Origin of the sequence: Paenibacillus sp. Leaf72, assembly GCF_001422685.1 — a bacterium.
Classification (GTDB): domain Bacteria; phylum Bacillota; class Bacilli; order Paenibacillales; family Paenibacillaceae; genus Pristimantibacillus.
Genome location: NZ_LMLV01000031.1, coordinates 126,787 through 139,480, shown reverse-complemented (window position 1 = coordinate 139,480; position 12,694 = coordinate 126,787). Strand labels below are relative to the sequence as shown.

Sequence of the window (12,694 nt, the reverse complement as noted above, 5' to 3'; positions counted from 1 at the left end):
GTTGGAGGGATAACCCATTATGAACGAATACCATTCGAGATTTTTTGGGAAAAGCAATCTTCATGTAAAAATTTCAATCCATGTTTGCATCAGTTTATTCCTTGCCTTCTTCCTAACATTAGGCTTCTCATATGATCTTGCGTATTGTCGCGGAAGCGGATGAACACCATAAACAAATTGGTCCCACTTTCTCTCGGTTGTAGGCCCTTTCTCCATGGACCTAAAAACAATGCCATTCGTTAGGTCTTTCAGTCATTTTCGTACATCTCTAATTTCAATACATACATGCTCGATTCGAGGTTATAAATGCCGAGTATATCAGGCGTAACCTCAAATGAATTCATGTCATCCACGATATCATTCCGTCCACCAGACGCCAAGAGAACACCCCAATTTGCATGAGACTTTCCATCCGCAGAGAAATGACTATCACTCATATCGGCGGTTAATACCGTAACACTTGCACCGGGATAACAGACAAAAACACTGTATTCCCTTGGATTACCTCCGTCATCGTTCATGCTTTCGGTTCGAACTTTGTAGACATTTGCTACCTCAAGTTTAAGTCCGCCATGGTTAAAAGTTTTAGTTTCTCCGTTTTGTGTCGGACTTGGTGTAGGACTTGGTGAATTAGAAGGTGTTTCAAGTGACGTTGAAGTCGGTGTTGAACTCGAATCAGTATTGGAGGGCATAGCTTCAGTAGGTACATTATTGTTATTGCAGCCAGCTAACAACATCAACATAGTAATTGTCATGAGTATTACCATAGCACCTAGCATTTGATTAGAGTAGTTCATACACGATCGCCTTCCTTATCAGCATAATTTCTTTCACCATTTAGACGTAAATATTTGGAAATTGTTGCGTTCCCATTAACGTGATAAAGCTGCCGATAATGCCAGCAGCTTCTTCGTAGGTGTATATGGAGCTATCGTTTTCCGTTAGAGCTTAACGCCACCGTGCCAGTATAGAACTTTATTTCATCAGACACGTACGGCGTACTAATGTTTACTGGTGTCTATATATAGTATTTTATACATATGTATACAAATCGACCGAATCCCTTGTCCCACAACTGTTTGTATAACTTTGTCTGAGGACAAGAACATTGTTCCTTAAAGATTGTTCGATCCGTTCTCCACTTGTTAAAATTGGCCCGTATCTCCCTATTATTCAACATTCAGATTTTACAGCCACTTTAAGAAAATTTACGGCATTAGTATTTCCACCTTCAAAAACCAAGGAACTAGGATATTGAAAAGAAAGTAATTTTCTATATGAAGAAGAGGCACTCTTAAACAAGCGCCTCTAGTAAGTTCTTTTTGTTTTTATTCTATCCTAAAGGATACAAAGTCGAACGAACCGTCGCCTTCATAACGAAAATACAGCGCATGTTCCCCTGGTAGAATGTGCAGCGGTGCCGAATACTCTCTCCAATTTTCAGCGGGTTGAATTTCAATATGTGCAACCTGCTCTCCTCCAACCATCGTAGATACTTTAAAAATCCCACTTGCTGTTCCACGTACCCGCACAGTAATTGCTTTTTCACTCCGGAATACAAAATATTTGTATCCTGCCCATGCACCATCTCGTATGTTGGCAATATACTGATTGCTCTCCTCTTCTCTATCCGTTCCGCTTTGAGTAAAGTAAGGATGGTTGCCGGTAGTGTCTTTTTCTTTACCGTATTCATAGGTTCCTTCAGGTCCAGATAGATTGCATGCTATGCGCGCCTCATATTCCCCTGTCCCAGTCAACGGCCCTTCATTAAGGCCGCAACTGGTCATTTCCACCTGTGGTATGCTACCGTCCGTCAGTATCTCAATCCTTTCAGCACAACCCTGCCGTGAAAAATGGTGTCCATTCGTTTGTCTATGATAAAATACGTACCATTCTCCATTGATTTGTACAATACCACCATGTGTATTTCCGGTATAGTTTAACGCTTTCCCCGCAGAATGTTTACCCACATCGCCATTGCTCACAATGGTACCTCCAAATGCATATCCGCTATCAGGCCTATCGCTGACGGCATAACATAGCTCATGACTTTTTTCAGAGGAATATATTATATAATATTTATTTCCTATTTTACGTGGGCTACTAGCTTCGTAAAATGCGTGCTCTTCGAAACTGGTCGCTTTGGCCGTACATGCACCAGGAACGGCCACAATGGGTGAGCTTTTTAGCGTGAGCATGTCCGGTTCCAGTTCTACACAATAAGCACCATCGATCAGGAGTAAACAGATGGTCCGTTCCTTCCATTCCGTTCAAATAAAAGTGATATATTCCTTTGGCCGTAAAACTAGCTCTGGCCTGGGCAAGGCCCTTCCTTACAGTGAATTCCTTGCGAATATAAGGGGCAGGTTTATATACATCAATTTGCACTTCCTTTTCCGGTTCTATCCAGAGGGCATGCCAGTCACTGGTATGCAGCAGCCCCATTTCGAAGAAAGCGTATTCACTAAATAATGACACTTCATCGTGATTGCCCCAAACCTTAACCCTCCAATAAACGCGTTGCAGCGTTTTCAACGACGGACCCGCATACAAGATGGCTTGGGACTGGTCAGACTCTATCTTGCCTGTATCCCAAAGCAAATCGTTAAAATCTTTCGTTCCGGATGCCTGAGCTCCTTTTGTTATGAGCAGCGTTCCTCCTGCATCAAAAATGTGGTGTAACAGCCTTCTCCCGAATTCGGTATTTATTTGGCTATATTTTAGATTTAATTTAAAATTGTTTCAAGAACAACCTGATGTGGTAGCCTCCCCCTCCTCGAGCCTTTCTTTCCTAACAAAAAAACGTTAACCTTAATAAGAAGATTAACGTTTTTTTAAAATTCAATTTTTCACATCGAATAAATAGCCGTCGCAGGCAAGATTCTAAGACGTAACTCTACCTTGTAAATCTTCGTTATTCAAACGATCACGAACCTCGGTTAATGCGAAGCCCAGCAAATTCTTACCTTGCCAAAACAAAGGATTATTTACGTGAGGATGGTCTTTTGAAAGTCCAATTCCCCAAATCCGATCCACTGGACTAGCTTCTACAAAAATCCGGTTTTTACTTGCCTTTATAAAATTCAAAAGTTCGGGGTTTTGTCCGAATTTGGCTAGGTTTCCTTGAAGTACGATATCATAACAACGACTTTCCCAAATGTCTGCATCAAAACCTTTAACTGCACGACCGTAACTCTTCATTTCTTTCGGGTGCTTTGCCATCATTATTGCCTCAAGCATTTCGTTGTCATAAAAAAGCCGTGCCTTTTCAGCCATCATATACTGCTCGGCGCAGCTGTATAGCTCCCCTTCCACTCTAAATGAGCTTTCCCACCACTGGCTTAAACAGCTGGCACTTATGGTGCCATCTTTCATTGATGTATGGCCCCAGAAAAATAGAAACTTTAACTTCGCTCCAGACTCATAAGCAACTTGCAATTCTTTTAGTGAATAGTACATAAAATCTCCTCACTTTAAACAAGTAATTCGAGATCGATTAACTTCATAAGCCCTGATTCAAGCCTATTGGTAATAGAGCTGCGGATTCTCTAAAAGTTAAATGTCACTGAATCACCTTTATCCATTTTAGGAATAGCGTACCACATGATAGGTTGATAGGCAAAATACGATAGACTTAAAAAAGACTGTGAAACGATTTCCGTATACCAGCCTTTTAATAATATTCGTTCTTCTTAGGCTTGATAGCGAATAAGAAGTAGAGCCACCGTTCCTGTTTCATACTCGGAAGCGCCATTCCGATGACCGTGAACCATTTCATGACTGTTTTTTCTTGCCGATGTTCTTCCGCGAACGATGTCGAGCATATCGCGAATAACGGAATGGCAAGCAAAAACCCCTCCGAATATTCTGGATGCTGGCAAGGGCTGCTAAATCCAATTTTTTCTTATCCATTATAATTTGCTCTCCATTCGATATACGTACGAATATACCTGAATTCCGCTCCTTCCCTTGTTAACCATCCCCTTGAGAATCAACGAATAACCAAATAATAAAAAATTGCGGTACATTTTCCAATTATACGCTAGCGATGTGAATAGAATAGTTTTCCTTCTATAGGGAATAAGAAGAAGAAAGGATTTTATTTTTGGAGGGAACATACGATGGCAAATATCCCAGCACTACCTACATACCCAGAGCCGTTTTGGATGAAATCGGCTGAGAGTCTTCCTTCCTACCCTAAGCTGGAGGAGAATATCGAAACCGATGTTGTCGTGGTTGGAGGGGGCATTTCAGGAATAACGACAGGATACTTGCTCGCGAAAGCAGGGTTGCGAGTCGTTCTATTGGAGGCCAGCACTCTCTTCAGTGGGACAACCGGTCATACAACTGCTAAAATAACCGCTCAGCATGACATTATCTACGATGCGCTGATTAAACAACAGGGTTATGAGAAAGCAGAACTCTATTACAAAGCCAATGCAGACGCGCTTCAATTTATTCGAGATACGGTCAATGAACATGGGATTGAATGCGGCTTCACCGAGCAGGATGCCTACGTGTATACAAATACAGATTCTTACCTGTCGAAGCTTCAAGACGAAATGGCTGCTTATGAAAGGCTCGGTATAACCGGATACTATGTTGACCATATTCCTTTGACGAACATTCCGGCAATAGCAGCCGTCGTCATGAAGAAGCAGGCACAATTCCATCCTTTGCAATATTTGAGCGCGCTTGCCGGCAAGTTCGTCGAGGCTGGTGGCCGGATCTACGAACATTCGACGGCAACAGATATTCAACAGGATCAACACCCCGTTGTCTCAACAGCTAATGGCTACCAAATCACTTGCGATCGCGTCGTCATCTGCTCCCACTTTCCCTTCTTTGACGGATATGGCTTTTTTTTCGCCAGAATGCATGCGGAGCGTTCCTATGCCCTTGCCGTAAAAAGTAAGGTTAACTATCCAGGCGGCATGTATCTTAGCGCGGAGGAGCCAAAACGTTCCATCCGCAGTGCTACGGACCTGGACGGCTCCCCGCTCTTGATTATTGGCGGTCAGAACCATAAAACGGGACAAGGTATTTGTACGATCAACCATTATGAAACGCTGCAGCGGTTTGCAGCAGAGAATTTCGGAACGGAAAGCATTTCTTATCGCTGGTCTGCGCAAGATTTAGTGACTGGAGACAAATTGCCTTATGTAGGCCGTATTACGGAGAACAATCCGAATATCTTCATCGCTTCCGGCTTCAAAAAATGGGGAATGACAACAGGCACCGCAGCTGCTCTTCTCATACGAGACCTTGTTCAGGAGCACGACAATCCGTATACCCAGCTTTTCGCGCCATCCCGTTCCCTGTCTCTCAGCACGCTGAAGAATCTCGTCGTGGACAATTTGGACGTGGCCAAACATCTAGTCAGCGGTAAAGTAGAAATGGTGCATCGAAAGCCTCATGAGCTGAATTCGGACGAAGGTGCCGTAGTCAGCGTGCATGGCCGCCGAGCAGGCGCTTACCGCGATACGGAAGGAAAACTGCATGTCGTAGATACGACTTGCACGCATATGGGCTGCGAAGTGGAGTGGAATGACGGGGAGCGAACATGGGACTGTCCTTGCCATGGATCCCGCTTCTCGATAACAGGCACAGTACTTGAAGGTCCGGCAGAAAGGCCGCTTAAGACGATTGAAGTTAGCAGTTAAATCCACCATAGACACCGATAAACCCGCTGGAGCAGATTTTACTGCCCAGCGGGTTGTTTCTCTTATCTATTTCGGACGAAAATCATGCGGCATTATTCATTAAGGAATGTTGGAACTTAAATGACTAGAACGACAACCTCGGCAGAATACAACCCGTCTGCGTAAGCCGTTAATACAATACGGCCCTTTTCTCCCGATAATCGAATAATTGTGCTGACGCAGCCTCGGTACATATGCATCCAATTTCGGTCATAGGGCTCGCTGGAGCACAGGTCTCCGTTATCCACTCGCACAATCTCAGCAGGTCCGATAACTTGGAAGGTGACCTTGGCACTTTCACGGAATACGGGCGTCCCCTCTTGGTCGATTGCCCGGACAGTTAACAAACGATGGTAACCATCCTTGGCTGGCAATTTGACTGTTTCTTCATCGAAGCTCAGTCTCACCGTAGGGCCGGCTGTTTGCAGCGTATAGCTACAGGCCTCTTGTCCGCCATTGAACCCTCTAACTTTCACGGTGCCTGGCAAATAAGGAAGGTAACCCGTAATCATGCGGCTAGGGTAAGAGGAAGGTTGCTTTACATGGTACTGCTTGCCATTAAGCTCTAGCACCACTTCCTCGCAGTTAGACGCGATCATATACGGAATGACCGTTTTGTTGAATTGCTGGAAATTCCAATGGCTTGCGTATCGCGGAGCATCCCAATGCTGCTTGACGCCCTCGTCCTGCAAGGAGTAATCCTGTAAAGCAAAATATACCATTGGCTTTTCCGACCAGTAGCTTTCGTATAGATAGGACAACGGCTTGCGTTCATTGTTCGTCCAAAATAATGAACCGGCCCAGCCTTTCGCAGGATATCCCATGGATTCACCCAAATAGTCGATGCCCGTCCAGAGCATCCCGCCGATGACGTAATCGTGCTTCTCCACGTCCATCCATGGCACCTCGTCACTGAAATTTTGCATTTGCTCGGGATGTCCCCTGAAAAATTGATACGTCTCCGTGCCCAGAATCAGCTTGTCAGGAGCAACTTTATGGATGCCGGGATACCATTGCTCCTGATAGTTGCAGCTGATGACATCGACAATTTCGGCGATCCGCCGGATTCGTTCAATCCTCTCGTCCTGATCATAAATTTCCGTATCGCTCTCCGTGTCCACGAACTGCTGAATATCCTCCACTTTGGAGAGATCGACGTTGTCCTCGTATTTGAAGTGCGGATTCATCGCGTAGGAGACAGGCCTTGTGTCGTCAAGCGTTAGAAGATGATCCTTAAGCATTCTCAAGATGCTCAGCATGGAAGCCTGTCCTTGGTTCTCCACTTCGTTGCCGACGCCCCACATGAAAATACAGGGATGATTCCTGTCTCTTCGCACCATACATTCCAAATCGCGCTGCCACTCCGTCTCAAAGTATCTCCGATAAGACCCGCCCGTCCACTTGTCGAATGGCTCCTCATAGACCAGCAGCCCCAGCTCATCGCAAAGATCCAGCAGCTCCGATGCCGGGATGTGATGAGAGACGCGTACAGCGTTGCATCCCATTTCCTTGAACTTAAGGAATCGCTCTCTCCAAATTTCTGGCGTGACAGCTATACCGAGAGATCCGGCATCTTGATGTACGCAGAAGCCTTTGATTTTTGTCACTTGACCGTTCAAATACATCCCTTTGCCTGCAACCATTTCAATTGTCCGAATGCCGATTCGCAGCTTGTAAATGTCTGAAATCTGTTTATCTTCGTGCAGAGTCAATTCCACATTGTAGAGATGCGGCTGCTCGGGACTCCACAGCTTCGGAGACGGAATATCAATCGTAATGCTGCCGTTGTCAGACTCTCCCGTATAAGATAGTCTTCCGTTTGTCATATTTGCACTCACAAAGCCAGCGACCCCGGTATGAATCTTTACCACTGCGTTGTCGCCTTCAACCTTCGAGACTACCTGTATATGCTCCGGATTCAAATGTTTTTCTTGCAAGGTCAACAGCTTGACCGTCCGGTATATACCTGCTCCCGAATACCATCTGTCCGCTGGCATAGATGTATTATCCACTTTGACCTGAATCAGATTATCGCCCGCATGGACGGCATCCGTAATATCAAGGGTGAATCTGGAATAACCATATTTCCTGCCTCCTACAGAAATGCCATTCACCCATACCGTACTGTTCTCGTATACGCCGTCAAATTGCAGCTGATAGACGTGACCTTCCTTCTTCTCCTCTAAAACTAAAGTTTTTCTGTACCAGCCGATCCCCCATCTATCCCTGAACCCCTGTGGTTCGCCCTGCTTCATATGTCTATCGATCGGAGCGGTTATCGCCCAGTCGTGGGGCAAATGAACGGGCTCAAAGTTATCGTCTGCTGGCTCGTTTTTTGTAAATTCCCAACCATTCATCAATAGTGTTTCGGCTCTGTACATTCTATTGTCATCCTTTCGCTATTTCGTTTGGCAGCGTTGTAACAAGTGATACTCTGTTATATTATTTAGTGTAATAGCCCGATAATAAGGAAACAATCTAATGATTTTACGAATAACATTAAAATATTAAGGTGATCTGATGACGAAAAGATATATTCCAGTCCTGACTGAATTAGACAGAGAATTGCCTTATTATGTTGTGCAGGCCGGACAGCATTGGCTGCAGGAGAATGTCATACGCCCCCAAGGCTATTTATATCAGTGGATTCAATGCGTTGAAGGAGAAGGGGAATTAATGGTCGAAGGCAAGGTTTATCGGGTGAAGGAAGGAATGGCTATGCTTCTATTTCAGGGAGTTCCCCATGAGTATTATGCAGTAAGCTCCTCCTGGATCGTCGACTGGATCGTCTTCGACGGCCATCAAGTGCAATCGTTCCTGAACCGCATTGCTGGCATCTCAGCATCCGGCGTATATTATGTATCCAGACCTGAAGCGCTATTGGCCAGAATAAGGAATGTCCTTGATATTGGGCAGTCGAACGCCGGATTGAAGGGTATCCAATGCTCTGGAGTGATGTACTCCCTGCTTACAGATATTGTGCAATATGCATCGGTCCTCCCCAACCATAGCGCCACCAGCCTCAATTTCAAGCTTAAGCCGTTATTCGATTACATTGAGCAGAACTTCAGCCAGCCGCTCACGCTGGAAATCTTGGCCGAGGTTATCGACGTTACGCCGCAGCATTTATGCACCGTTTTCAAAAAAACAACCGGTATACGTATTTTTCAATATATTCATTCCGTAAGGATTAAAAAAAGCAAGGAGCTTCTCCTGCAGCATTCTCAAATGCATGTGAAGGAAATTGCTTATCTAAGCGGCTTTGAAGATGCCAACTACTTCTGCTCTGTCTTCAAAAAGCTGGAACAAATTACACCGAGCCAGTACAGGAACATTCATTTTTGATTCATTGAATGGAAACAAAAAACCACGTCTTAGTAGGTACATTGTACCCCTTAAGACGTGGTGCTCCGATGATACTATTTTTACCGCTGGTCACGCCTTGAGTAATCTTAACGTCTGAAAATACTAAACCTTCCCATATTCAAAAGCTAAGACCAACTTATTACAGCTCATCTGCAATCATTTTTGCCTTTTCCGCAAGCTCCCTCATATCATCAGGCGGAACAAGCTCTGCTAAATCGTAGGACAGCGGATTACGGGAAAACTTGTTCAATTCATCCCGAAGCAGGTTTCTTTTTTCTTCGGAGGCATCAATATAAAGTTTGCGCGGCTGCCTAGCCTCATCCAAATCATGCAAATCGACATAGCCTGATTTAAGACTCTCTAACACAATGGCTGAAAGGTCGATTAGAGCACCGCAGGCAATATCAAGCTCTACCCGAAAGATGCTGTTAGCACGTTTCATATCATATCCAACATTTCCGCCGTTTTTCAAGTCTCCCTCAGAAAGCAGAATATCGAAACCCAAGTCCTTTAAGATCTGATTGAGCGTCACATCCGTTAAGTCCAATTGTTCCAAATAGTCTATTAATGCCAGCGAATCATCGGAACCGCCAATTAAATCTCCCCACCATTTGCTTATGTACATATGTTCATCTCCGCTTTCTTTTTAGGCATTCTAATTTTCCAAATAAAAAGGGATATCAAAAACCGGACTCAGTGATTTATTTATATATGAAAATACGTAAACAGCTACTTGTTGAGGACTAATAAGTTATTTAATTGAGTAATCGTTTCTTTAGAAACTTTTTTACCGTATAGGTCTTCATTTTGCTTCCAATATAGCGATGTCTTTTTCATAGAGATGGCGAACTCAGGATAAGCAAGGTTGTAATGGACCCCAATTCCAACTGTAGATATTAGGCATTGTGTGTATTTAGGGAGCTCGCCCACAATTGTGAAGAACATATCGTTATACTCAAAATAAGAAACACGCTCTTTAGCATGATCATAGCTCAACGGATAGGTAGAAATTCGGGCAGTCTTACCCTCAAAGGCGGCATACTTGTTGGCCTCTCCCCATACTCCCTCCCAGCTAAAGTTGGTCAGGCGAGAGGCTAGAAAATCGTTATAATCGGGTTCAGAGTGCTGCTCCATATCGGTGAATGCTATGCGCATTGAACCTCGGTTACGATAAAAGGCGCAGTCGATAATGATAATGCCGCCGTATAAGCCATTAGGATATTGAAAAGTAAGGCAGCTGCCATTGTGATAATCACTTTCAAATTTCGTAGGCGGCTTGACCCTCTTTTTTGCTATACTTTTGGGTACACTAATTTTGGCGATGAATGTATGTAAGTACTTTTTTCGCTGGTTAATAAATGGTACATTTGCTCCAAGCTGTTCACAGACAGTTAAGTCACTCCCACTCTCAATGATCTGAGCGACTTGCTCTAACAGCGAATCCTCTAAGGATTTCGTTTCCCAAAGGCAGTAGGACAACGCAAATAATACATTGTTTCTATCATCTGCATTATTTAAGCTATCAGTAAATTTCTCTTGTAGCTCGCTGACAATCTGAGTAACTTCACAACCCCGATTATACTGCTCATAGAAATATTCCTTGATCTCACACGAGGTGTCATTACCAAAAACCTCAGCACTCCATGTTCCCATACGCTCATCACCTCTAGAAAGTTAGATCGGCTAATGTCATTTCAATGCAACAGAGGATACTGTTGTATCTTGATATTTCCAATCAGTCTAATTCAGCTCGTGAAAATAGGTCTTTTATTAATGAGTCATCTTCACATGCTTCCTTAAAGGCGATTGCAAAACTAAGTATGGCTTCTCTATTGTCTGAATAAGCAGCGAACATATCGGCTTCAGGGTCAAATCGCACAATATCAACTAAATGAGGCATTTTTTCTTCAAGAAACACGGCTGCTAATGAACCCCAATCATAGCCATTGCCCTCAAATCCTTCATCGGCTCGTGTTTGAAAAATTTCATGCTTATATTTGCCAACACTTAAAATCATGGATATGCTTCCATTATTATGAGCTACTAGCCCAAATGGGTTTATTTTTTCATTAACTTCTAACAAACCCTCATCCTGTTCAACTTTAACGATATGGATCGTTTCATTTCCTGCTCTACTAGCGGCGTTGCGGCTCATTTCTAAAAACCTCCTGCCATGTGCATCTTCAGGGTCTAGTGCTACAGCTTGTTCAAAAGCAACTATCGCTTCCTTATACTGTTCAAGGTAATAATAAGCATAGCCTATTCGGTAATGCCAAAGAGGGTCGTTCTCGCCTTGCTTTTGCACAGATAAAAAATATTTGATCGCTTCATGATAATTATCTTGATTATTCAATGCTCTTGCCAAATGGCAAACTAAGTCGTAGTCCCTGTCTGCTTCGGGTATTTCCATAATTTTATTAATAATTTTCTCATACTGGTCCTTGTTATGCCAAAGAGTGAGCTGCTTTAATAGATCCTTATCCATCTTTGTATTCTCTCCTCTAACTTTAATTAATTGGATTTTAAGCAAGTCATTTTAATTTGGGTGAGGTTTTCTAAGTTGATTTCAATTTGTAATTCAGTATGCTCATTAATAGCGATTAGGGTTTTATCTTTAATTTCTAAGTTCTTTATAGGATTTGAATTTTCAAAAAATATTCCCCATACCAAATGATCTTCAGCATCCGTACAAGCAATAAATCCTTCATTGCCCATTTGACCATCACCGCCATATATTTTCCCATCTTGATAATCAATACTGACCCATTCATCAACGATCGTCCAATAATCATCATTATACTTTGCTATGCTTTCAATGGTTGTGTCACATAAGGGAGAGCAAAAAAATTCACTTTCTTTTGTGTTGGGGTTATATGTGCTATAACAATTTAAAATAGTTACAGTGCCATTTGGAAAGATGATGCAATTAATGCCGGGCAGTTCATGTTCTTCAAGATTCCAATGTTCCGCAATAAAAGTATTCATATTGTATCCCCAATTATTTAAAAACTCTCAATTTTTGAAAGATAAAAGTCTTCCCAATTATCTCTTGTGTTCTGTGATTGTGGATTAGCAGGAATGATAATTTTTTCCGTTGGCAAGTAAAAATAATTCTTTTGGGTATGCTTTTGCAATCCTGAAATTTTCTTTAAGTCTCTTTGAAATGCTCGATAAAAAGATTGGATCTGTTTGTTAGGATTCTTTGATATCATGCGCATTTGTATAAGTTCTCGACTTTTATAGGTTTCTCTGCCGCCTTTAACTTCAATAGAATAGGAGCTTGGTTCATCGTAAAAATATCCAAATTCGTTTATTTGGGTTATATCTTGTATAGGGTAGCAGGAAAAGAAGAAAGAGTTATATGCAGAATCATTAAAATAACTGGAGAACAATTCGTTTTTTTTACTTTCAAAAGATGAATATTGACGTTCACCCTGTGCGTTAACAAATATTTCAGCATACAGTTTAACTCCATGTCTCAGCATTACTTGATGGCTCTCAGTAAGAAAATCCATAACAGGCATTGAAATATTAAAATAGATGGATATACTATTTTCCTCCTTATCCAAAATATAAATGAATAGGGTGTTATTCAAGTTGGAAATTAACCGCCACCCTCGAATCCC

The 12,694-nt window shown here is 42.7% G+C and carries 13 protein-coding genes; 2 read left to right on the top strand and 11 right to left on the bottom strand.

Going from position 1 to position 12,694, the window contains the following annotated elements:
- Positions 1 to 248 precede the first annotated feature (248 nt).
- From ASF12_RS24025 to ASF12_RS34700, 5 genes are all read right to left on the bottom strand, one after another.
- On the bottom strand, positions 249 to 797 hold the full coding sequence (locus ASF12_RS24025) for a hypothetical protein (RefSeq protein WP_056040335.1): 549 nt from the start codon (positions 795 to 797) through the stop codon (positions 249 to 251).
- 531 nt (positions 798 to 1,328) lie between these two features.
- On the bottom strand, positions 1,329 to 2,198 hold the full coding sequence (locus ASF12_RS24020; RefSeq protein WP_081419009.1) for a carbohydrate-binding protein: 870 nt from the start codon (positions 2,196 to 2,198) through the stop codon (positions 1,329 to 1,331).
- On the bottom strand, positions 2,104 to 2,601 hold the full coding sequence (locus ASF12_RS35100; RefSeq protein ID WP_056040325.1) for a glycoside hydrolase family 78 protein: 498 nt from the start codon (positions 2,599 to 2,601) through the stop codon (positions 2,104 to 2,106). The genes ASF12_RS24020 and ASF12_RS35100 overlap by 95 nt, the downstream gene beginning before the upstream one ends.
- A gap of 282 nt (positions 2,602 to 2,883) precedes the next feature.
- On the bottom strand, positions 2,884 to 3,459 hold the full coding sequence (locus tag ASF12_RS24010; protein ID WP_056040323.1) for an NADAR family protein: 576 nt from the start codon (positions 3,457 to 3,459) through the stop codon (positions 2,884 to 2,886).
- Positions 3,460 to 3,692: 233 nt separating this feature from the next.
- Positions 3,693 to 3,881 carry a hypothetical protein gene (locus tag ASF12_RS34700; protein WP_155973416.1) on the bottom strand — a complete coding sequence of 63 codons (189 nt, stop codon included), beginning with the start codon at positions 3,879 to 3,881 and terminating at the stop codon, positions 3,693 to 3,695.
- Positions 3,882 to 4,121: 240 nt separating this feature from the next.
- Between ASF12_RS34700 and ASF12_RS24005 the strand changes: the two genes are divergently transcribed.
- Positions 4,122 to 5,663 (top strand): FAD-dependent oxidoreductase, encoded by a 1,542-nt coding sequence (locus ASF12_RS24005; protein ID WP_056040321.1) that lies wholly within the window; start codon positions 4,122 to 4,124, stop codon positions 5,661 to 5,663.
- Positions 5,664 to 5,779: 116 nt separating this feature from the next.
- Here the strand turns inward: ASF12_RS24005 and ASF12_RS24000 are convergent, their stop codons facing one another.
- Positions 5,780 to 8,083, bottom strand: coding sequence for a glycoside hydrolase family 2 TIM barrel-domain containing protein (locus ASF12_RS24000; protein WP_056040320.1), 2,304 nt, complete (start codon positions 8,081 to 8,083; stop codon positions 5,780 to 5,782).
- Between the two features lie 139 nt (positions 8,084 to 8,222).
- Between ASF12_RS24000 and ASF12_RS23995 the strand changes: the two genes are divergently transcribed.
- The gene (locus ASF12_RS23995) at positions 8,223 to 9,047 is read left to right on the top strand and encodes an AraC family transcriptional regulator (RefSeq protein ID WP_056040317.1); all 825 of its coding nucleotides are present in this window, start codon (positions 8,223 to 8,225) and stop codon (positions 9,045 to 9,047) included.
- Between the two features lie 160 nt (positions 9,048 to 9,207).
- Here ASF12_RS23995 and ASF12_RS23990 read toward each other — a convergent pair whose 3' ends face one another.
- From ASF12_RS23990 to ASF12_RS23970, 5 genes are all read right to left on the bottom strand, one after another.
- Positions 9,208 to 9,693 carry an imm68 putative immunity domain-containing protein gene (locus ASF12_RS23990; RefSeq protein ID WP_056040316.1) on the bottom strand — a complete coding sequence of 162 codons (486 nt, stop codon included), beginning with the start codon at positions 9,691 to 9,693 and terminating at the stop codon, positions 9,208 to 9,210.
- Positions 9,694 to 9,797: 104 nt separating this feature from the next.
- Entirely contained in the window at positions 9,798 to 10,721 is a 924-nt protein-coding gene (locus tag ASF12_RS23985; protein ID WP_056040314.1) for a hypothetical protein, read from the bottom strand.
- A gap of 82 nt (positions 10,722 to 10,803) precedes the next feature.
- A complete protein-coding gene (locus ASF12_RS33970) occupies positions 10,804 to 11,553 on the bottom strand; it encodes an Imm51 family immunity protein (protein WP_081419007.1) in 750 nt (249 codons plus the stop codon).
- A gap of 26 nt (positions 11,554 to 11,579) precedes the next feature.
- Entirely contained in the window at positions 11,580 to 12,053 is a 474-nt protein-coding gene (locus tag ASF12_RS23975; protein WP_081419006.1) for a hypothetical protein, read from the bottom strand.
- 17 nt (positions 12,054 to 12,070) lie between these two features.
- A complete protein-coding gene (locus ASF12_RS23970) occupies positions 12,071 to 12,664 on the bottom strand; it encodes a hypothetical protein (protein ID WP_155973414.1) in 594 nt (197 codons plus the stop codon).
- Between the last annotated feature and the right edge of the window lie 30 nt (positions 12,665 to 12,694).